Source organism: Leucobacter chromiireducens subsp. chromiireducens (genome assembly GCF_016758255.1).
Lineage (GTDB): Bacteria > Actinomycetota > Actinomycetes > Actinomycetales > Microbacteriaceae > Leucobacter > Leucobacter chromiireducens.
The window spans coordinates 558,543-579,817 of record NZ_QYAD01000002.1; the positions used below are offsets into that span (position 1 = coordinate 558,543).

Genomic DNA, 21,275 nt, shown 5'->3' on the forward strand with positions numbered 1-21,275 from the left:
CCGACAGGCACTGCTGCGCGTTCCGCGCGTCCGCCGCGTCCGTGCTCGAGGAACAACCCCGAAGACCGAACCCGAGAACCGAGCCCGAGAACCGAGCCCTAGAACCGCGCGCGGTGATACGGCCCAGGCGTGAGCGACTCGGCAGACGGGGCGCGGAGTTCGCGGGCCCAGCGCAGCGGCAGGTGCGGGTCGGCGAGCAGCGGGCGGCCGATGGAGACGATGTCGGCCTGCTCCGTGACGAGAATCGCCTCGGCCTGCGCAGACTCCGTGATCATGCCGACCGTGCCGACGGCGAGCGGGCCACCACGCAACTCAGCTGCGAGCGGCACCTGATATGAGGGGCCAATGGGGATCCGGGCATCCGGCAGATTCGCGCCCGAGGACGCATCGACGAGGTCCGCTCCGTCCTCGGCAAGCCACCCGGCAACGATGCCGCACTCCTCGAGGGAGAACCCGCCGGGCACCCACTCGGTGGCCGACACTCGAACCACAATCGGGAGCTCCGGGTGCGCAGCGCGAAGCGCACGCACGGTCTCGCGCAATAGCCGTGCGCGACCGGCGAGATCGCCACCGTACGCGTCATCCCGGTGGTTGGAGAACGGTGAGAGGAATGAGTGAAGCAGATAGCCGTGCGCAGCGTGAACCTCGATCGCGTCGAAGCCAGCGGCGACGGCTCGATCGGCCGCAGCAACAAACGCCGCAGTGACGCCGGGAATCTCATCGCGCGTGAGTTCGCGCGGTGTCGCGAGATCTCCAAACGGGATGGGGGAGGCACCGACGGTCTCCCAGCCGCCTGCCGCCACATCGACGGACCCCGTGGCGGCGTCCGGCAGCCACGGGTGCGTCGACGCCTTGCGGCCCGCATGCCCGAGCTGCACCCCAATGCGAGCACCGTGTGCGTGCGCCAGCTCAGCAATCCGCGCGAACGCCGGTACCTGCGCGTCGCTCCACAGCCCGAGGTCGCGCGGCGAGATCCGCCCTTCTGCGACCACAGCGGTTGCCTCTACCATCACGAGCCCCGCCCCACCCCGAGCCAGCGCGCCGTAGTGCTGCAGATGCCAATCCGTGGGAACCCCATCGGCCGCCGGCACCGAGTATTGGCACATGGGCGACACCCACAGGCGATTGCGCACCTCAAGGTTGCGGAGACGGAACGGACGGAACAGCAGGGGATCGGCCATGCCGGTCAGTGTACCGGCGGCCCGGCGCGGGTCGAATGTCGGCGGCCTGTGCCAGGGTGGAGCAGGAAGGTTCAGACCGCGAATCCCGAAGGAGGCGCTGATGCGCGAGATCAAGTGCCCGCACTGCGGGAAGTCGTTCACCGTCGACGAGGCAGGCTATGCCGACATCGTGAAGCAGGTGCGCGACAGCGAGTTTGAGGCGCAACTGCACGAGCGGCTCCAGCTCGCCGAGCAGGAGAAAGACGCAGCCCTCGAGCTCGCTCGCGTCACCTCAGCCAGCAAACTCCAGCAGGCTGAAGCCGCGAAAGATACGGAGATCCAACGGCTTCAGGCGCAACTTGCCGAAGGAGAGACCGCACAGCGGCTCGCTGTCGCGGAGGCGCTCGGGCAGGTCGAGAAGGATCGCGACGCGCTCGCCGCAGAGCTTGCGGAGGCGAAGCGGGAGTGGGCCGCCGCCGAAACCCTGACGCGCGAGCGGCACGAGGCCGCGCTGCGCGAGGCCGTTGCGCCGCAGGAGCGCGAGCTCGCTGAGCTCCGCGCGCAGCTGGCTGGCGAGGCGACGGCGAGAAAGCTCGCGGTGACGGAAGCCGTGGGCCGCATTGAGAAAGAGCGCGACGAGGCACGGAGCAGCCTGCAGCAGGCGCAGCTCGAGAAGCAGCTCGCTGAACGTGCGCTCACTGAGCGCTACGAGACCCAGCTCAAGGACCGCGACAACGAGATCGTGCGTATTCGGGATATGAAAGCGCGCCTGTCGACGAAGATGATCGGTGAGACTCTCGAGCTGCACTGCGAGAACACGTTCAATCAGATTCGTGCCACGGCGTTCCCGCACGCGTATTTCGAGAAAGACAACGACGCGCGGAGCGGAAGCAAGGGCGACTACATCTTCCGTGACTTCGATGCGGCCGGCATCGAGGTGGTCTCGATCATGTTCGAGATGAAGAACGAGGCGGACGAGACCGCGACAAAGAAGAAGAACGAGGACTTCCTGAAGGAGCTCGATAAGGATCGGCGAGAGAAGGGCTGCGAGTACGCGGTGCTCGTGTCGCTCCTTGAGCCCGAAAGTGAGCTCTACAACAGCGGTATTGTTGATGTGTCGCACCGCTACCCGAAAATGTACGTCGTGCGCCCGCAGTTCTTCCTGCCGCTCATCACCCTGCTGCGCAACGCCGCACTGGGGGCGCTGCAGTACAAGACCGAACTTGAGCACGTGAAGTCGCAGAACATCGACATCACGGAGTTCGAGAGTGAGCTTGACACGTTTAAGAGTGCATTCGGGCGGAACTACGAGCTCGCTTCCGCGCAGTTTGCGGAGGCGATCAAGCGCATCGACACGTCGATTCGCGAGATGGAGAAGGTGCGGGAGCAGCTGCTCAAATCGGAGAACAATCTGCGCCTCGCAAACGACAAGGCACAGGGAGTCACGGTGAAGAAGCTGACTCGGGGCAACCCGACGATGCAGGCGAAGTTCGCCGAGCTTGGCGCCGCACGTGCGAACGACGGCGCAGACACCACGAAGGAGAACACCGACGCATGAGCCTCGATCAGGCCCTCGACGCTGCCCGCGCGGGCGGCGCGGATGAGGCATTCGCCGCGTTTGAATCGTGGGCCGAGACCGAGCGGGGGCTGCGTCTCTACCCAGCACAGGAGGAGGCGATCCTCGGCATCACGCTTGGCAGCAACGTGATCCTTGCGACGCCGACTGGAACCGGAAAGTCGCTCGTGGCGATTGGAGCGCACTTCATTGCGCTCGCGGAGGGCCGGCGTACCGTCTACACCGCCCCGATCAAGGCGCTCGTGAGCGAGAAGTTCTTTGACCTCGTGGGGATCTTTGGTGCGGAGCGCGTGGGGATGGTCACGGGAGACAGCTCGATTAACCCGGACGCCCCGATCCTCTGCTGCACGGCGGAGATTCTCGCGAACCTCGCAATTCGCGACAAAAACGTCGATAACCCCGAGACCGGCGGCATCACTCAGGTGATCATGGACGAGTTCCACTACTACGCGGACCCGGATCGCGGGTGGGCGTGGCAGGTGCCGCTCCTGCTGATGCACGACGCGCAGTTCTTGCTGATGTCGGCAACGCTCGGCGACGTCACCGAGCTCGCGGCAGATCTCAGCGACGCGACGGGGCGCGACACCGCGCTCGTCACGGGGGTTGAGCGCCCGGTGCCGCTGAGCTTCAGTTACGAGGTCGCCCCCGCGCACGAGGTCGTGGAGCAGCTCATCGCTGATCGCGAAGTGCCGGCGTACCTCGTCCACTTCAACCAATCGCACGCCGTTGAGCAGGCCCAGGCGCTCGCGTCCATCAAGATCGTCGATCGCGCCGGCCGCGACGAGATCGCAGCGGCGATTGGTGATTTCCGGTTCTCGACTGGTTTCGGCGGCACGCTCTCGCGACTCGTGCGTTCGGGGATCGGCGTGCACCACGCCGGGATGCTGCCGCGCTACCGCCGACTCGTCGAGCAGCTCGCGCAGCGTGGACTCCTCCGGGTGATTTGCGGAACGGATACGCTCGGCGTCGGCATCAATGTGCCGATCCGCACCGTCGTCATCACGGCGCTCACGAAGTTCGACGGTGAAAAGATGCGCCGGCTCTCGGCGCGAGAGTTCCACCAGATTGCCGGCCGCGCGGGCCGTGCGGGCTACGACACCGAGGGCGATGTCATCGCGCTTGCGCCGGAGCACGAGATCGAGAACGCGAAGGCGGCGGCGAAGGCGGCGGCGAAGGCAGCTGACGGAAAGGGCGGAAAAAAGGCGAAGCCCGCGAAGAAGAAGGCACCGCCGCAGGGCTTCGTCGCGTGGAGCGAGCAGACACTCGACAAGCTCGTTGCGTCCGAACCCGAGCCGCTTGTCAGCCGCATGCGAGTCACCCACTCGATGGTGCTGGGCGTCATCGGCCGCGGCGAGGAGTGGGAGGGCGAGGCCCTCAACACGATGCAAATGCTCATTTTCGACAGCCACGAGCCGCGGGCACGGCAGTTCGCACACGCGCGCACCGCGCTCGAGATTTTCCGCACGCTGCGGAACGGCGGCATCGTGGAGGTCCACGAGGACGCACAGGGGCAGCGACTGCTGCGCCTCACCGTTGAACTCCAGGCAAACTTTGCGCTCAACCAGCCGCTCTCACCGTTCGCGCTTGCAGCAATCGAACTGCTGGATCCCGAGTCAGTGAGCTATCCGCTCGACGTGATCTCGATCATCGAGGCAACGCTTGAGGACCCGCGCGCGATCGTGCGGGCGCAGGAGCACCGCGCGCGTGGGGAAGCAGTCGCAGCGATGAAGGCCGAGGGGATCGAGTACGAGGAGCGGATGGAACTGCTCGAGGAGATCACCCACCCGCAGCCGTTGAAGGAACTGCTCGACGAGGCGTACGAGGCCTACGTGAAAGAAGTGCCTTGGGCGCGTGACTACGAGCTGCGCCCGAAGTCGATCGTGCGCGACATGGTGGAGCGCGCCTTCGGGTTCCGCGATCTCGTGTCTTTCTACCAGCTCGGCCGCGCCGAGGGCGGGGTGCTTCGCTACTTGAGCGACGCATACCGCGCGATCGAGCGCACCGTGCCGGAGCAGGCGAAGAGCCCCGAGCTCGAGGAACTCATCGACTGGCTCGGTGAGTTGGTGCGCCAGGTTGACTCGAGCCTTGTGGACGAGTGGGAGGAGCTTGCGCACCCCGATCCTGAAGCGCATGCCGCGGCGCAGTCCGCGACCGTTGACCTCGCCCCGCCCGCGCGCTCGGTGCTTGCGAACGAGCGCGCGTTCGCGGTGATGCTGCGCAACGCGCTCTTCCGGCGGGTGCAGGCCGCGGCCTTCGAACGCTACGCCGAGCTCGCCGAGCTTGACGGCGCCCACGGTTTTGGTGAGCAGCGCTGGCGCGATGCGCTCGCGGGCTACTTCACGGAGTACGACGAGATTCGCACGGATGCTGACGCGCGAAATGCTGCCCTGCTCGAGATCGACAAGAGCACGGCGGCAGCTGGCGAGTGGCGCTTCCGGCAGGTGCTGCTTGACCCGTCGGGCGATCGTGACTGGGCAATCGAGGGGATCATCGACCTCGCGGAATCTGAAGCGGACGGCGAGCCCGCGGTGCGCGTGCAGCGCGTGGGCCCGTTCCAGGACTAGCCGCGCGGCGCGCCGAGTCTGGCGCGCCGCACCCGTGGATCCCTAGAATACAGCGCAGATGGACGGTCGAATTCGCGGCCGCCGCGGGGCAGTGTGGTGCTGCCGGGGACCGCGAGGGAGACACCATGCATATTCCGTACGCAGAGCGCACCCGTGTGCTGGTGGTCATTGGCACGAGGCCCGAGGCCATCAAGATGATCCCGGTGATTCGGGCGCTGCAAGACTCAGGGACGTTTCGCCCGGTTGTGATCGCGACGGGGCAGCACATGGAGCTGGTTGAGGACCTGATTCTCCGTTCCGGGCTGCGGATCGACGCGAACCTCCGGGTGTCGGAGCCCCGGGACGGCGTGCGCCCCACCCTGAACGAGATGTTCGCGCGCATCATGGTGGGAATCGACCGGATTTGGAGCGGCCAGGCAGTGCCCTCCGAGTTCCAAGCAGACGGGCGTCGAGAGGTGAGTGGCGCGGTTGCGTGCCTCGTGCACGGGGACACGAGTTCCGCCGCCGCCGCGGCGCTTGCGTCGTTCAACCTCCAAATCCCAGTGGTGCATGTCGAGGCGGGCCTGCGAACCTCGGACCTGCTCTCCCCGTTCCCCGAAGAGGGAAACCGGCAGCTGATCTCGCGGATCGCGGCGCTGCACCTCGCACCGACGACCGCCAACAAGATGAACCTGGTGCGGGAGGGCGTCGACTACGATCGCGTCATCGTGACGGGAAACACGTCAATCGATATGCTGCGCTGGGCTGCGGCGGAGGCGAGCGGCTTCGGCCCGGGGCTTGAAGGCCTGGAGCCGGATCCCGCGCACCCCATCGTGCTCGTCACTGCCCACCGGCGCGAGAACTGGGGCGCTGGCCTGCAGCGGATTGCCGCGGCGATCCGTGAACTCAGCGAGCGGTACCCGAACGCCCGTTTCGTCGTGCCTATGCACCCGAACCCAGTTGCCCGTGGCCCGCTGCTCGATGCGCTCAGTGACCGCGAGAACGCGCTGCTTGTCGAGCCCCGCGATTACCTCGCGTTTGCTCACCTCATGGGCGCCGCCCGGCTCATCATCACCGACTCCGGCGGTGTGCAGGAGGAGGCACCCGCGCTCGGCACCCCCGTGCTTGTGGCTCGGGACACGACTGAGCGAGGTGAAGGCGTCGACGCTGGCACGCTGACACTCGTGGGAACCGATCCCAATCGAATCATTGCTGAGGCGGCCGTGCTGCTCGAAAATGACCTGGAGCACGCTCGTCGCGCGGCAAAGCCGAATCCGTACGGCGATGGTCACGCATCCGAGCGCATCGTGCAGGCCCTCGAACACATTTTGCGCGCGGGGGAGCCACCGCACGAACTCTCCGGGAACGGGCTACGCGATGCCGTGCTGCGGCGGCTCGGACTCGATCGCGACGGCGATGAGGGAGGCGCCCCACTCAGCTCGGGGGTGCAGCCTCGCCACGCCTCGGTGACCCCCGAGCTCGCGGTCGCGAGTTCGGGCGCCTCCGTTGCGGTCTCCGCGGTGGAGCTTGCCCGCACCCTTGACACTGCCGCCGACCCAGCAGCCATGCTTCCCCACGCGCCCGCAGCGGTGGTGGCCGCGGGCGGGGCGGAATGACGGCCGGACTCGCGGGTGACACCGCGGTGGCGCTGCATCCCGCATTCACCGTGCCCAGTATCGGGGAGATCCTGTACTTCCTCATCCACCTCTACGACGGGCTGCCGATCTGGGCGATCCCGATTTTCTGGGCCGCTCTCGTGTGCATCCTGGGCAGCTTCGTCTCACTCATCGTGCTCATTATTCGAGCAGCGCTGATCCGCCGCGAGCTGCGCGACGTTGATCGGCAGCCGCGGGAGAAGTCCGGAGAGGACGATTTCCTGTGGGTGTTCATGGTTCCTGCGCTCAACGAGGAGATCACGATCACCGACTCGGTGAGCCGGCTGCTCGAGGTCGAGGTGACCCACAAACGGATCCTCGTCATCAATGACGGCTCGAGCGACAAGACGGGGGAAATTCTCGCCGGGCTTGCAGCGCCCGAGCTCACCGTGCTCACGCGGGTGCCTCCGAACGCGCGTCAAGGAAAGTCCGAGGCGTTGAATGACGCGTGGCGCTATCTTCACGCACGAATTCTGGGCTCCGGCGTGTACGCAGGCTGGGACCCGGCTCGGGTTATCGTGACCATTGTTGACGCTGACGGACGGCTCGACCCGGAGGCTTGGCGCGTCGCAGCCCCCTTCGCGGACCCCCTCGTGGGTGGCGTGCAGTCGCAGGTACGCATCTATAACCGGCACGGGTTTATCACCTGGGCGCAAGACCTCGAGTTCGGTGTGTTTGGCAGCGTGTTCCAACTCGGTCGTGTCGCCTGGGGCACCGCAAATATGGGCGGGAACGGGCAGTTCAACCGCCTCGCCGCGCTCGATAGCGTCGCCGAGGAGGACACTGCTGGGAACCGCGGACCGTGGCTCGCCGGGCGGCTGACCGAGGACCAGGACATCGGGCTGCGGCTCATCCACGCCGGGTGGCGCGGCGCGCAGTCGACCGTGGTGACCATCAATCAGCAAGGTCTGCACTCGCTGCGTGCGCTGTATCGACAGCGGACGCGCTGGTCTCAGGGCGCGTGGCAGGTGCTGGATCGAATCTGGCCGAGCATGCGCAACCCGCACCTCGGGTTCGTCGCGAAGGTTGACCAGCTCTGGTACCTCCTGACGCCGATCGTGCAGGCCATCGTGGGCCTGTCGGTGGTGCTGAGCGTGATTTTCCTCGCCTTCGGGCTGTACCGGCCGCACTGGTCGATCTTCATCATCGTGCTCTTCTACGTGTTCTCGGCGGGGCCGGGCATCGCGGGCGTCTTCTTTGCCCGGCGCCGGCCCGGGCTCGTACCGTTTCTCATGAACCTGCTGCTCGCGCACCTCTATCTCTTCTACTCGTGGCTGATCTACCCGGTCGTGTATCGTGCACTCTTGCGACAGCTGATCGGACGAAACAGCTGGGCGAAGACGAAGCGCGAGGCGATTGCGCCCGCGCCGGGGCCGGCACCTAGCCCCCTCACCCCAGGGACGGAGACCGCATGACCACCGCCGCAGATTTCACCACTGAGACGTTCCTCGCGAACGCAGACCACACACTCCTCGCGCCGGGCACCACACCGGCCGAGCTTGAGCAGTTCCTGCTCGACGCGCGCAGGCTTGGGGTCGGGCGCGTGTGCATCAGCCCCACGCTGGTGGAGGATGCCGCAGCTCCGCTCCGCAGTAGCGCCGTGCAGATCGTCACGGTTGTGGGCTTTCCGAGCGGCGTCCACACCGCCGAGGTGAAGGCCGCCGAGGCCGCGCAGGCGGTTGCGGACGGTGCCGCCGAGATCGATATGGTGATGAACCGTGGCCTTGCGCGTGCCGGCGACTGGGGCGGCGTGCAGGCCGAGATCCAGGCGGTGCGCGACGCGGTGCCCGGCGTCGTGCTCAAGGTGATCCTCGAGACCGCCGCGCTGAGCGATGCGCAGATCGTCGCTGCCTGCCGCGCCGCGGAAGCCGCCAGAGCCGATTTTGTGAAGACCTCCACCGGCTTCGACCCGGCGGGAGGAGCGAGCGTGCACGCCGTGCAGATCATGGCAGAGACCGTGGGGGGTCGGCTCGGCGTGAAGGCCTCGGGAGGAATCCGCACGGCGGCAGCGGTGCGCGAGCTTGCGGCCGCCGGCGCCACCCGCTTCGGAGTGTCGGGAACCGCAGCGATTCTCGAGAGCTGGGGGCACCAATCGTCTTCCGCCGCGGGTTCGGCGGGCGTGTCCGTTGCCACGGGGGCGATCCAGCTCCCGGGTGCGGGCGGCGCATACTGAGCGCTCTAGACTGAGGATATGCGCCTCGGAGTGATCGACGTCGGTTCCAACACCGTCCACCTACTGGTGGTCGATGCGCACCCCGGCGCGAGCCCCAACCCGTACCACTCGCAACGATCCATTCTGCGGCTGATGCGATATCTCGATGCCGAGGGTGCGATTGTCGAGGAGGGTGTGCAGCTCATCATCGCGGCAATCGCGGAGTCGGTGCGCACCGCCCACGAGATCGGGGTCGACGACCTCATCTGCACGGCGACGAGCGCGATTCGCGAGGCGCCGAACGGTGAGGACGTGCTCGCCCGCGTGACGCGCGAGACCGGAGTGGTGCTCGACGTGCTCTCGGGCGAAGATGAGGCACGAATCACCATGCTCGCGGTGCGCCGTTGGCTCGGCTGGTCGGCCGGCGAGATCCTGCTCTTCGACATCGGCGGCGGATCCTTCGAGATCGCCCAGGGCGTCGACGAGTACCCCGATGTGCAGGTGTCCCTGCCGCTGGGAGCGGGCCGCACGACCATCAACTACCTCCCCGAGGATCCGCCCACGCGTGAGGCGGTCTCGGCGCTGCGATCGCACGCCCGGGCCGAGTTCACACGCGTGCGCGAAGAGCTCTTTCTTGATCGGCCCAGGCCGAAGCGGGTCGTGGGAACCTCGAAGACCATTCGCTCGCTTGCGCGCCTCATCGGTGGCCCGCCGGATCCCGAGACGGGCGATCTCGCCCCGCTGCACTACACAGGTCTGCGCGAGTGGGAGCCGACGCTGCGGGACATGCCCTCGAACGTGCGGGAGTATCTGCCCGGCATTACCCCTGAGCGCGGCTATCAGATCATGGCCGGCGCGGTGGTGCTTCGCACCGCGATGAAGGTGTTTGAGGTGTCGACACTGACCATCTCCCCGTGGGCGCTCCGTGAGGGGATCGTGCTGCGGTACATCGATGCGCTCGACGGCCGCGGCGCAGAGCCGGTCGACGCGGAGCAGGATCCTGATCGGGATCCTGCCACCGCGGCGTAGCGCCGAGGCTACTCGGCCTCGGCAACCGCCTGCTTGATTGCGAGCGCGAGCTGGCGCACGGCGGCTGACGGCCGGCCCGTGCTCGGCTCGGTCGGAGCCGCAAGCAGCACCGAACGCGCGAACGTTGGATCCTCGATGGGCTTCAGGATCACGCCGGGGTGGCTGTGGCCGGCGGCGAGTTGCGCGACGAGTCCGATGACCATGCGCGCCGCGATCATGCCGAGCATGACCTGGAAGTCGTCGGAGCGGATCGCAACCTCAAGCGTGTAGCCAGCGGCTGCGAATGCGTCGACCACCACGGCGTCCATGGGGTCGTCCTCGGTTGCACCGAGAAGCCAGCGCTCGGTGCGGAGGGTGAGCAGCGTCTCCATGCTGATCGAGGAGTGGTCGGCCAGCGGGTGCCCGACGGGGAGCGCCAGCATCAGCGGATCGCGCAGCACCTCGACGGTGGCGATGTCAGGTCGAAACGGCAGGTCGTGGCCGGGCACCGAGTACAGAAGCGCGGCGTCGAGTTCGCGGCGGTTCACGTCGCGCACGAGCGGGGAGACCTCTTCGAGCACGGCGTCGAGTTCGATGCTCAGATCGCTCAGCTGGGCGGCGATCGAGGGGAGGAGGCGGGCCGCGGCCGTGGGGAAGGTGCCAAACCGGAGCCGCGTCTGGCCCATCTGCGTGAACTCGCGGGCGTCGTGCAGCGTGCGCTCGCTCAGCGTGAGGATCTCGCGTGCGCGATCCAGTACCAGGTGCCCGACTGGGGTGAGCGTGCTGCCGCGTGAGCTGCGTTCGAGTAGTGGTGCCCCGACGAGCGCATCGAGATTGCGGAGATGGTAGTCGACGGTGGGTTGGCTCCACGCGAGTATGCGCGCCGCCTGTGTGACCGACCCCGTTGCGTGCACCGCACGCAGCGCCTGCAGCTGGCGAAGATCGATCACCCTGTCACCTACTCCATATAGTGTGCGTCGAAACAAACGTCAATTCTGCCACATATGGCGTATGTGAGTCCTGAGGGATCTGAGGATTCATTTGGGCGCCCTTCCCGGACAGGATGGAACTCATGTTCCATGCAGATGCCACGTCCGACGCGCGCGTTGCGACGCTCGAGACCGCCGATCTCGACCAGGCGAGCACCGCTCGCGATGACCGTCTCCGCCGACACGAGCGCACCCCGTTTGCGGATGCGCTGGAGCGCTACATCGAGCGCGATCCGACGCAGCTGATGGTGCCCGGGCACGGCGGAAGCGACCGTGGGATCAGCGGGCGGCTTGCCGACTTCCTGGGGGAGCGGGCGCTGCGTCTCGACGTCCCCATGCTGCTTGAAGGGCTTGATCTTGAGAGCGACTCGCCGCTCGACGAAGCGCTCGCGCTTGCCGCCGATGCGTGGGGAGCGAAGCGCACCTGGTTCCTCACAAACGGTGCCTCGCAGGCGAATCGCACGGCGGCGCTCGCGGCGCGTGGTCTGGGGGAGCACCTGCTCGCTCAGCGCAGCGCACACTCGAGCTTCAGCGACGGTGTGCTGCTCGCCGGCATCACACCTTCGTACGTGTTCCCCGCGGTCGATGACGCGAACGGTATGGCGCACGGGGTGTCTCCCGAGGCGCTCGATCGCGCGCTCGCGGAGGCTGCGGCTGACGGTCGCCCGGCAGCGGCGGTGTACGTGATTTCGCCGAGCTACTTTGGTTCCGTCTCTGATGTGCGGGGCCTCTCTGAGGTGGCGCACGCCCACGGCGCACCGCTCATCGTCGACGGCGCGTGGGGGCCGCACTTCGGCTTCCACCCCGAACTGCCGGAGTCGCCCGCCCGGCTCGGCGCCGACCTCGTGATCTCGAGCACGCACAAGCTTGCCGGCTCGCTCACCCAGTCTGCGATGCTGCACCTGGGGCATGGCCCCTACGCGGAGCAGCTCGAGCCGCTCGTGGAGCGTGCGCTCTCGATGACAGCATCCACCTCGACCAGTGCGATTCTGCGCGCTTCGCTGGATATCGCGCGTGCCGCCCTCGTGGGCGGCGAGGCGGCGATTGGCCGTTCGGTTGCCACCGCGAAGCGACTGCGCGAACTGCTGCGCGCTGACGAGCGCTTCGACGTGGTGAGTGATCACTTCGACGCGTTCCCCGACATCGTGGACACCGACCTGCTCCGAGTGCCGATCGACGTCTCGGCCACCGGACTCTCCGGCCACTGGCTGCGTGACCGCCTCATCGCCGACCATGCGCTCTACTTCGAGATGTCCACGGCCACGTCGATCGTTGCGGTGATCGGTGCCGGGAAGACGCCGGACGTCGACGCGGTTTACGCCGCGCTTGTCGCCGTGGTCGAGTCACCCGAGGCGACCACCGCGCGCGCCGAGCAGGCAAACGTTGAGGCATTCCCCGCGCTCCCCGCGCCGGGCACCCGTCGGCTCTCGCCGCGGGAGGGCTTCTTCGGTGACACTGAACTCGTGTCGGCTGCCGAAGCAGTGGGCCGCGTCTCCGCGGACACGCTCGCGGCGTATCCGCCGGGAATCCCGAACGTGATGCCCGGCGAGGAGATCACCGCAGCGGCGGTCGAGTTCTTGCACGCGGTGGCCGCATCTCCCACGGGCTACGTGCGCGGGGCGGTCGATCCCGATGTTTCGCAGTTCCGCGTCGTGCGGAACCCGTAGCCCCACCCACACGTGCGCCCCGGAACGGACAAGATCCGCTCCGGGGTGCGGTGGGGAGCGGCGCGCTCACGCCGCTCCCCGCATGATCCAGCAACTGGATCACCGGCGCTCAGCACCCTGGCGCCGGGTACGACCGATCGCGGCCACTGCCGCGTGAGACAACGAAGTCTGGAGTAAGACTGACATGGCGAGCACCCTGCGACAGCAGCTCTTCCGAGTGAAGCCCGTTCCCCGAGATGGCGGTGAGGAAGGCAGCGAGCTCAAGCGCAGCATCGGTCTGTTCCAGCTGACGCTCATCGGCGTGGGCGGCACAATCGGAACCGGTATTTTCTTTATCCTCTCCGAGGCGGTGCCGATTGCGGGCCCTGCAGTGCTCTGGTCGTTCGTGATCGCCGGCCTCGTGGCCGGGCTGTCGGTGCTGTGCTACGCGGAGCTCGCGAGCAGCGTGCCCGTGTCGGGCTCCTCGTACTCCTACGCCTACAGCACGCTCGGCGAGCTGCCCGCAATGGGAGTCGCCGCCTGTCTGCTCCTCGAGTACGGCGTCTCGACCGCCGCCGTCGCGGTCGGCTGGTCGCAGTACGTGAACCAGCTCTTCGTGAACCTGCTCGGCTGGGAGCTCCCGCACGCACTGCTCTATGCGCCCGAGGAAGGCGGCATCATTAACCTGCCCGCAGTGATCCTGATCGGGCTCTGCTGCCTCCTGCTGATCCGCGGTACATCCGAGTCCGTGATCGCAAACACGCTCATGGTGCTCACGAAGATCGCCGTGCTGCTCTTCTTCGTCGCCGTGGGTATCACCGGCTGGAACGCTGACCACTTCGCAAACTTCGCACCCTTCGGCTTCACCGGAATTATGACGGGCGCCGGCATTATCTTCTTCTCGTTCGTTGGTCTTGACGCAGTCGCAACCGCCGGCGATGAGGCAAAGAACCCGCGCCGCAATCTGCCGATCGCGCTCATCACCGCGCTCATTATCGTCACCGCCGTTTACGTGCTCGTCGCGGTGACCGCGCTTGGCGCCCAGGCCGCGGGCGACTTCGCGGGTCAGAGCGCGGGCCTCTCTGCCATCCTTGAGAACATCGTTGGGGCGACCTGGCCGGGCACCGTGGTGGCCGCAGGGGCCGTGATCTCCATCTTCAGCGTGACCCTGGTGGTGCTGTATGGCCAGACCCGTATTCTCTTTGCGATGAGCCGCGACGGCATGGCGCCGAAGATCTTCCAGAAGGTCAACCCGCGCACCATGACCCCGATCGCGAACACGATCATTGTCTCCGTGATTGTCGCGGTCCTCGCGGGAGTGCTGCCCATCAACTTCCTCGCCGAGATGACTTCGATCGGCACGCTCGCCGCGTTCCTCGTGGTCTCGATTGCCGTGATGGTGCTTCGCCGGCGTGAGCCCGACCTGGAGCGCAAGTTCCGCGTGCCGCTCTACCCGGTGATCCCGATCCTGTCGATCATCGGCTGCCTCTGGATCATCAAGGATCTCCGCCCCATCACGATCTTCGTGTTCGCGGCGTGGACGATCATCGTGCTGGTCTGGTACTACTTCACCGGCCGCAAGAACTCAGTGCTCGGCCACCGTATCGACACGGGCATGATCGTGCTCACCGGCCCCGGGAAGTACCGCTACGCGGATTCCAGTGCGGATGAGCTCGCGGACGAGGACTTCGATCTCGAGAACGCACCCCTCGATCGGGATCGGGGCGAGCGATGACCGTTGTCGTCGGAATCGCCCCGGGGCACCCGTCCGTGGCCGCCGTGCACCTGGGTGCGCTGCTCGCTCGCTCGTATGCTCAGCCCCTCGTGCTTGCCGCGGTCACCCCTGCGGGCTGGACCCCGGGCGGTGGCGGTGTGGACGGAGAGTACCTGCGCTACCTCGAAGCCGCCGCGGCCGAGGCGATTGCGGGAGTGCGCGAGGAGTGCGCGAGCGCGCTCGACGACCTCGAAGTGCGCAGCGTCATCCGTTCTGCGTCCAGCGCCCGCCGTGGGCTCCTCGAAGTGTGCGAGGACGCGCGAGCCGTTCGCCTGGTGCTCGGCGAGGCGGGCGAGCCGGGCGACGGTGCTGACGATGGCATCGTGCTGGGATCTGTCGGGATCGGACTGCTCCAGAGCGCTGAGCTGCCGGTCGCAATCGCCCCGCACGGGTATGTGGCGGAGCCCGGGGCTCGCCTCGAGCGCATCACCGCCGCGTACAACGGATCCGACACCTCAGGGGAGCTCGTGCTCGCAGCGGCGGCCGTCGCCGCGGAAGCGGGGGCGAGCGTTCGCATCGCCTCGTTCCACCCCCGCCCACGGGGCCTCCTCGGTGCCGCGATCGGCTTTGCTGCGGAAGACGCGGTGATCGCTGAGTGGGAGTCCCTCATTCGAGAACGTGCGGCGACTCTTGAGTGCGAGATCGACGGGCGTGCCCCGCGGCCGAGCGCCGTGGAGCTGGTCGTCGGTGCTGGGAAGGACTGGCGTGCGGCGCTTCGCGCGATCCCGTGGGGTCCCGCAGAGGTGCTGCTGCTCGGCTCGAGTAGCGCGGGCGCGCTCGCACGGATCTCCCTCGGCTCGCACGCGGCAAAGATCGTGCGGCACGCGCCTGCCCCCGTGGTCTTTGTGCCGCGGCGTGCTGCCGACGGGTACGTCGAGCAGGGGAGCGGAAGCTAACCGCGGGATCCCGGGCCGCATGGCGCGCCCGGGATCCCGTTCCCGCGGGCCGGTTTGGTGTTCGGGGCCACGAGCGGGTAAAGTTAACTCTCGGTGCGGCGCTCCTCCGGAGAGCAGTTTCCAACATTGGGATATGGTGTAATTGGCAACACAACGGTTTCTGGTACCGTCATTCTAGGTTCGAGTCCTGGTATCCCAGCCACCAAAGCCCCTGACTTTCTGCGGAAAGCCAGGGGCTTTTTGTTTCCGCGGAACGGGAACTGTGCTCGGCAGGTGTTGCCGGGACTACGCTGGCCGCATGGCGAAGAAGCAAGCGGAACAGTCTGTAGTGCGTGGCGCAACGGTGCTCATCACGGGTGCTGCGCGGGGCATGGGGGAGCTCTATGCGCGTCGGGCCGCGCGGGAGGGCGCTGCCGCAATCGCCCTCTGGGACGTTGACCGGGATCGTGCCGAGGCGCTTGCCGCGGAACTCATGCGGGCAGCTGGGCGAGGGGCGCGATCCCAATCCGACGTTTCCACACTCACCGTTCGCGCGTATGCGATCGACATTGCGGATCGCGATGCGGTGTCTCGCGGGATGGCGCGGGTCCGCGAGGAGCTCGGTGCTCCCGATGTGCTGATCAACAATGCGGGGATCGTGCGGGGCGCGCTGTTCTGGGAGCACGACGCCGAACGCGACATCGAACTCACTATGCGCGTCAATGCGATTGCCCCGATGTGGTTGAGCCGGGAGGTGCTGCCCGCCATGCTCGATGATCGCTCGCGCCCCAAGCGAATCCTCAACATCGCGTCAGCCGCGGGCACGCTGCCGAACCCGCGCATGAGCGTGTATGCCGCGTCGAAGTGGGCAATGATCGGGTGGAGTGAGTCGCTGCGACTGGAGCTGGAGCGCACCGGCCACGCCCACGTCGCGGTCACCACGTTCTGCCCGAGCTACATCTCAACAGGAATGTTTGCGGGCGCGCGCGGGCCCCTCCTGACGCCGATCATGACACCGAAGCGGGCCGTCGCGGCAGCCTGGCGGGGCATGCTGCGGGGCACGCCGGTCGTGACGAAGCCGTGGACGGTGAAGCTTGCACTGGCGTTTCGCGGCGTGCTGCCGACGCGGGCCTGGGACTTCGTAGCGGGGCGCGTCTTCAAGGTCTACTCTTCGATGGATGAGTTCACCGGCCGGGGCGACAGCGGCCCCAACGAGAGTTAGGCGCCCGCGTCGACCGCCGCGATGATCGTAGTGAGTTCGTCGCGCAGCGCCTCGAGTCGTTCGATCGGCAGCCCGAGGCGGCTGATCACGGCGGGCGGAACGTCGAGGGCCTGCTCGCGAAGGGCTGCCCCCTCGGGGGTCGGCGCGAGGGCGAAGGTGCGATCATCGTCTGCGACCGGTTGGCGCGCGATCAGCCCGAGGCTTTCCAGTCGTTTCACGAGCGGTGAGAGCGTCGCGGGATCCAGGCGGAGCGAGTCCGCGAGGTCCCTGAAGCGCATCGGTGCGTTCTCCCAGAGCGCCAGCATGACGAGGTACTGCGGGTGGGTGAGGCCGAGTGGCTCAAGAATGGGGCGGTACACGCCGATGACGCTGCGGCTCGCCACGGCGAGGGCGAAGCACACCTGGCGATCCAGCTTCAGCAGATCCTCGGGAGTTGACTCGGTTGCCATGCTCAGATTCTAACTCATTTGTGCACAAACGTTCTGTGGTAACATTTTGTTTGTGCGCAAACAAAAACGAGAAAAGTACCATCTCTGGCACAAGACTCCCTACGACGGGGTGCCGGGGTTCTATGCTGCCGTGCAGCGCCTCTTCTACCAGTTCGAAGGGCCGGCGCAGCTCGGCGATCGTGGCGAGCCCGCGTACGTTCAGCCGGCAGATCCGAAGTGCCCGGTGTGCGGGCACTCGATGAAGCTGCATCGCATCGACCGCGGTGGCCCAGGAAAACCGACGCATCTGCGGTGCCCGAAGGAGCCCGTTGCTGAGGGCGACGGGGCCGACGAAAACGTAGCCGAGGAAGACGTAGCCGAGTCGAGCGAGGTGGACGCCCAGGCACCCGCCGCTGCGTCGGGGGAGTCGCCCTCACGCTGATCCCCAGCCGCGGGTGCTGCCCCGCCCCGCTGAACTGCCACCGATTGCTCAGCCTGACAGTCGAGCACGCCCTCTAGGCTCGAAGTAAGACGGGTGCCATCGCAGCGGACCCTCGCGCGGTGGGCCCGCCACTGTCGGAGGGATGAGCTGTGAACGCTGCGCGCGTAGGGATTGTGTGGAATCCGTCGAAGACGAGTCGGGAGGATCTCGAACAGGCGATCCCCTCCGACCGTTCGGATGACCTGAGCTGGCACGAAACGAGCCCGGACGATCCAGGGCGAGCAGCCACTCGAGCGGCGCTCGACGCCGGCGCCACCCTGGTGCTTGCCGCAGGCGGCGATGGCACGGTGCGCGTAGTGGCAGAGGAGCTTGCGGGCTCAGCGGAGGCCGATCTCGGGATCATTCCGCTCGGCACCGGCAACCTGCTTGCCCGAAACCTGGGGGTGCCGCTCAGCGACCCCGCCGCTGCGTGTGATCGGGCGTTTTCTGAGGAAGGCACCGAGATTGATCTGGGTTGGGTGGAGCTCACACGTGCCGACGGTGGGACGGAGCGCCACGCATTCGCGGTGATGGCCGGCTTCGGGATCGATGCGCACATGATCACGGAGACCGACGAAGATTTGAAGGCGCGTGCGGGCTGGCTTGCCTACGTCGAATCGCTCGGCCGCGCGGTCGCCGCGAGTGAAGTCATCGACCTGCAGCTCGCACGGGATGGGGGAGCCGCCATCGACGAGCACGCGCACACGCTGATCGTGGGAAACTGCGGCATGCTCCAGGGCGGCATCACGCTGCTGCCCGACGCAGACCCGAGCGACGGCAAGCTCGATCTCCTGCTCCTGCGTGCCGACGGCGTCGCCGGGTGGGCGGACACCCTGCGCAACATGGTCTGGGACAACGGGGTGAAGCGCATGCTCACCGGGGGTGACTCCGCGGAGAGCAGCGCGAGTGCCGCGCACGAGCGCTTCACCGCGCTCACCGTGGACCTCGCCGAACCGCGGGTGTTCGAGGTGGATGGCGACGAGCTGGGTGAGGTGAGCCGCATCGAGATCTCGGTGCAGCCGGGCGCGCTGCGCGTGCGTTGAGACCTCGGCACACATGGTGCGACCGCAGCTTACGCGTCAGAGAACTCGCTGCGGGTGAGCGTGTTGCTGACGCTTGACGCCTGCACCTGGAAGGTGACCGTGTCCGGGAGGTAGCGGTCCTCGCCGTACTCGATGGCCTGCCCGCTGGCCGTGTAGCTCGTGCGGCGTACACGAAGCAGAGGACTCGAGCGGCGCACTCCGAGGAGTGCCGAATCCGCGCTCGACGCCGGCACCGCATCGATCGCATGGTCCGCGTGCGCCGTGGTCACCCCAAACTGCGACTGCATCACGTCAACAACCGACGCCTCATCCGCGGGGATCGTCGCAATGCGCTCGGCAATCCACCCGGGGTATGTCGTGCGCTCCAACATCACGACCCGGCCGCCCAGGGTGCGCGTGCGCGTAACGCGCAGCACCGCGCTTCGCGACGCGACGCGCAGCTTGCGTGCCTCCGCCGAGCTTGCGTTCCCGCGCTCGGTCGCGTGCACGAGCCCACCAGGCGTCATCCCTTTGCTGCGCGCCCACTGCGCGAACGAACGCAGCTCAACAAAGCTCTGCGTGTGGAGCGTCGACTGCACGATCCAGCCCGCACCCTGCACGGGGGACACCATGCCCCGGTCCTCCAAACCCGCGAGCGCATTGCGCACCGTGCCGCGGGCAACGCCGTAGCGCTCGGCAAGCCGGGTCTCCGAGGGAAGCGCCGTGCCAGCGACGAACTCGCCGTCGACAATACGAGCGAGGAGGTCGCGGAGAACATCGCGGTGAGACGTGGGACGCGGGGAAGTCACGGGGCCAGGTTAGCGCCCGTCATCTCCCCAGGCGGCGAGGTTTTGAACAGCCGTGCGCAGTTGTCCGCGCCACCACAGGGGACGTCCGAAAACGTTCAGATCCCGTTCATCGCACGGTTCTCAACTGCTCATCCGCACGCGCCGTAATGAACGGGTGAACAGCATTCCCGCCTCCGAAGCACTTGTGCCGAGCGACACCACCTCGCTCGCCCCCTGTGTTGTGCTCTGCGACCTTGACGGCACCCTCCTCGACACCGAGCGCACCTGGCTCGAAACTGTTTGCGCGGTCGTCGCAGACCTGGGCGGGATCGCATCGGCGGAACTCATCTCCCGCCTCGAAGGCGCCACCGTTGCACAGGCGGGCGAGCTCATCCGCGCTGAGCTGCGCAGCCCGCTCAGCGAGCGCACGATCGGCGAGCTCCTTGAGGAAGCCTCGCTCACCGCGCTCGAGGGCACGATCGAGTGGTGCCCTGGCGCCGAAGAGATGCTCGCGGGGCTGCGCGCGGCCGGGATCCCGATGGCCCTCGTGACTAGCTCCTCCCGCCGCTGGCTCGAAACCGCCGCACGCCACGTCGACCTCAGCGCCTTCTCCTACTTCGTGACCGCAGACGACGTGCCCGCCACGAAGCCCGATCCCGCCCCCTACCGGATCGCTGCCAGCCTGCTGGGGCGGGAGAGCGCCGAGTGCGTGGTGTTTGAGGACTCCGAGGTGGGGCTTCGCGCCGCGCTCGCCGCAGGATGCACCGCAGTGCTCGTCCGAGCTGAAGACACCTCGTGGGCAGAGCACGCCGACGCCGTCGTCCCGGACCTTCGTGGCGCGACCCCCGTCTGGGTGCGCGCACTGGCTGCGCGGCGGCCCGCACGGCGCTGAGCCGATCACCTCGCCGCCCGCGAAACCTTCCAAACTTCACCTGAATCACCCACCCGCAGTACCCCACTCACAACCGAAAGGTCACACCCCGTGAACGCATCACTCCGCCGCGGACTCGCTCTCGTCGCCGGGCTCTCCCTCGTCGGCACGCTCGCCGCCTGCGCGCCCGCCGCTGAGCAGGCCGCTGACGGCGCCGAGACTTCGAACTCCGCCGAGGGCTTCGCGAAGGACGAGAACACGCTGGTCATGGGCATGGTCCCGGACCAGCAGTCGGTCGACAGCAACTTCCAGCCGCTCGTCGACTACATTGCGGCGAAGACCGGCAAAGAGGTCGAGCTCGTCCAGTCCACCGACTACGCCGCGCTCGTCGAGGCCTCGATCGCCGGCCGCATCGACATTGGCAACTTCTCCGGCTTCACCTACGTCGCGGCCACCAACGGCGGCGCCAAGCTCACCCCCCTCGGCGTGACCGTGACGACCGAGGGTGAGGAGCCCGGATACGAGTCGCTCACCGTCGTTCCGAAGGGGTCGGACATCACGAAGATTGAGGATCTGAAGGGCAAGAAGGTCTGCTTCGTCGATCCCGGCTCGACATCCGGATACCTCTACCCGAGCGCCGAGCTGCTCGCGGTTGGCCTCGAACCCGAGAAGGATGTCACCCCCGTGTTCGCAGGCGGGCACGACGCGTCGGCGCAGAAGACCGCGCAGGGCGTCGAGTGCGATGCAGGCTTCGCTGAGGACGCGGTCGTCGAGACCACCGGCATCGCGGATGGCCTCTTCGCCGAGGGCGATCTCACCGTGATCAACCGGGTGACCGTGCCCGGTGCGCCGCTCGTCATGTCGACGAACCTGCCGAGAGACGTGCAGCAGAGCCTCTCCGACGCGCTGCAGAACATCACGCTCGACGAGATCGCGGCTGAGGGGATCGAAGTGACCGACGCGTTCAAGGCGTTCTTCTACGAGCTCGTGCCGGTCGAGGACTCCTACTACGACAGCGTGCGCAAGGTCTGCGAGGAGACCGGCGCCGCGCAGTGCCAGCCGTAATCACGGCGTCCACCGGTTCT

18 protein-coding genes and 1 tRNA gene are annotated in these 21,275 nt (G+C 67.2%); 15 read left to right on the forward strand and 4 right to left on the reverse strand.

Features of this window, described 5'->3' with window-relative positions:
* Nucleotides 1–98 precede the first annotated feature (98 nt).
* Complete coding sequence (locus tag D3226_RS08530; RefSeq protein WP_202382091.1) at nt 99–1,181, reverse strand: NADH:flavin oxidoreductase/NADH oxidase; 1,083 nt, start codon at nt 1,179–1,181, stop codon at nt 99–101.
* 100 nt (nt 1,182–1,281) lie between these two features.
* Between D3226_RS08530 and D3226_RS08535 the strand changes: the two genes are divergently transcribed.
* From D3226_RS08535 to D3226_RS08560, 6 genes are all read left to right on the forward strand, one after another.
* Nucleotides 1,282–2,718 carry a DUF2130 domain-containing protein gene (locus D3226_RS08535; protein WP_202382092.1) on the forward strand — a complete coding sequence of 479 codons (1,437 nt, stop codon included), beginning with the start codon at nt 1,282–1,284 and terminating at the stop codon, nt 2,716–2,718.
* Complete coding sequence (locus D3226_RS08540) at nt 2,715–5,300, forward strand: DEAD/DEAH box helicase (RefSeq protein WP_202382093.1); 2,586 nt, start codon at nt 2,715–2,717, stop codon at nt 5,298–5,300. The genes D3226_RS08535 and D3226_RS08540 overlap by 4 nt, the downstream gene beginning before the upstream one ends.
* A gap of 125 nt (nt 5,301–5,425) precedes the next feature.
* Nucleotides 5,426–6,895, forward strand: coding sequence for a non-hydrolyzing UDP-N-acetylglucosamine 2-epimerase (wecB, locus tag D3226_RS08545; RefSeq protein WP_202382094.1), 1,470 nt, complete (start codon nt 5,426–5,428; stop codon nt 6,893–6,895).
* Nucleotides 6,892–8,349, forward strand: a complete 1,458-nt coding sequence (locus tag D3226_RS08550) for a glycosyltransferase family 2 protein (protein WP_202382095.1) — start codon at nt 6,892–6,894, stop codon at nt 8,347–8,349. The genes wecB and D3226_RS08550 overlap by 4 nt, the downstream gene beginning before the upstream one ends.
* Nucleotides 8,346–9,107: a deoxyribose-phosphate aldolase gene (gene deoC / locus D3226_RS08555; RefSeq protein ID WP_202382096.1), complete on the forward strand. Its 762-nt coding sequence runs from the start codon at nt 8,346–8,348 to the stop codon at nt 9,105–9,107. The genes D3226_RS08550 and deoC overlap by 4 nt, the downstream gene beginning before the upstream one ends.
* Before the next feature lie 18 nt (nt 9,108–9,125).
* Entirely contained in the window at nt 9,126–10,115 is a 990-nt protein-coding gene (locus tag D3226_RS08560) for a Ppx/GppA phosphatase family protein (protein WP_202382097.1), read from the forward strand.
* An 8-nt stretch (nt 10,116–10,123) separates the two neighbouring features.
* On the opposite strand, the gene D3226_RS08565 is transcribed toward D3226_RS08560, so the two are convergent.
* Complete coding sequence (locus D3226_RS08565; protein ID WP_202382098.1) at nt 10,124–11,044, reverse strand: LysR substrate-binding domain-containing protein; 921 nt, start codon at nt 11,042–11,044, stop codon at nt 10,124–10,126.
* 122 nt (nt 11,045–11,166) lie between these two features.
* On the opposite strand from D3226_RS08565, the gene D3226_RS08570 reads away from it, so the two are divergent.
* The 5 genes from D3226_RS08570 (at nt 11,167) to D3226_RS08590 (ending at nt 16,600) form a co-directional block, all read left to right on the forward strand.
* Nucleotides 11,167–12,750: an aminotransferase class I/II-fold pyridoxal phosphate-dependent enzyme gene (locus D3226_RS08570; RefSeq protein WP_202382099.1), complete on the forward strand. Its 1,584-nt coding sequence runs from the start codon at nt 11,167–11,169 to the stop codon at nt 12,748–12,750.
* Nucleotides 12,751–12,934: 184 nt separating this feature from the next.
* The gene (locus tag D3226_RS08575) at nt 12,935–14,464 is read left to right on the forward strand and encodes an amino acid permease (protein WP_237462585.1); all 1,530 of its coding nucleotides are present in this window, start codon (nt 12,935–12,937) and stop codon (nt 14,462–14,464) included.
* Nucleotides 14,461–15,399, forward strand: coding sequence for a universal stress protein (locus tag D3226_RS08580; protein WP_202382100.1), 939 nt, complete (start codon nt 14,461–14,463; stop codon nt 15,397–15,399). The genes D3226_RS08575 and D3226_RS08580 overlap by 4 nt, the downstream gene beginning before the upstream one ends.
* 127 nt (nt 15,400–15,526) lie before the next feature.
* Nucleotides 15,527–15,601, forward strand: a tRNA-Gln gene (locus tag D3226_RS08585).
* Between the two features lie 96 nt (nt 15,602–15,697).
* The gene (locus D3226_RS08590; RefSeq protein ID WP_202382101.1) at nt 15,698–16,600 is read left to right on the forward strand and encodes an SDR family NAD(P)-dependent oxidoreductase; all 903 of its coding nucleotides are present in this window, start codon (nt 15,698–15,700) and stop codon (nt 16,598–16,600) included.
* Here D3226_RS08590 and D3226_RS08595 read toward each other — a convergent pair.
* Nucleotides 16,597–17,049, reverse strand: coding sequence for a MarR family winged helix-turn-helix transcriptional regulator (locus D3226_RS08595; protein WP_202382102.1), 453 nt, complete (start codon nt 17,047–17,049; stop codon nt 16,597–16,599). The genes D3226_RS08590 and D3226_RS08595 overlap by 4 nt on opposite strands.
* A 52-nt stretch (nt 17,050–17,101) precedes the next feature.
* Here D3226_RS08595 and D3226_RS08600 point away from each other — a divergent pair, with 52 nt between their 5' ends.
* Both D3226_RS08600 and D3226_RS08605 read left to right on the forward strand, forming a co-directional pair.
* The gene (locus D3226_RS08600) at nt 17,102–17,470 is read left to right on the forward strand and encodes a hypothetical protein (RefSeq protein ID WP_237462587.1); all 369 of its coding nucleotides are present in this window, start codon (nt 17,102–17,104) and stop codon (nt 17,468–17,470) included.
* A gap of 149 nt (nt 17,471–17,619) precedes the next feature.
* A complete protein-coding gene (locus tag D3226_RS08605; RefSeq protein ID WP_202382103.1) occupies nt 17,620–18,552 on the forward strand; it encodes a diacylglycerol kinase family protein in 933 nt (310 codons plus the stop codon).
* Between the two features lie 29 nt (nt 18,553–18,581).
* On the opposite strand, the gene D3226_RS15050 is transcribed toward D3226_RS08605, so the two are convergent.
* Nucleotides 18,582–19,340: a UTRA domain-containing protein gene (locus D3226_RS15050; RefSeq protein WP_202382104.1), complete on the reverse strand. Its 759-nt coding sequence runs from the start codon at nt 19,338–19,340 to the stop codon at nt 18,582–18,584.
* A gap of 154 nt (nt 19,341–19,494) precedes the next feature.
* On the opposite strand from D3226_RS15050, the gene D3226_RS08615 reads away from it, so the two are divergent.
* Together D3226_RS08615 and D3226_RS08620 are read left to right on the forward strand one after the other, a co-directional pair.
* On the forward strand, nt 19,495–20,211 hold the full coding sequence (locus tag D3226_RS08615; protein WP_202382105.1) for an HAD-IA family hydrolase: 717 nt from the start codon (nt 19,495–19,497) through the stop codon (nt 20,209–20,211).
* Between the two features lie 90 nt (nt 20,212–20,301).
* A complete protein-coding gene (locus D3226_RS08620; protein WP_202382106.1) occupies nt 20,302–21,255 on the forward strand; it encodes a phosphate/phosphite/phosphonate ABC transporter substrate-binding protein in 954 nt (317 codons plus the stop codon).
* Nucleotides 21,256–21,275 lie beyond the last annotated feature (20 nt).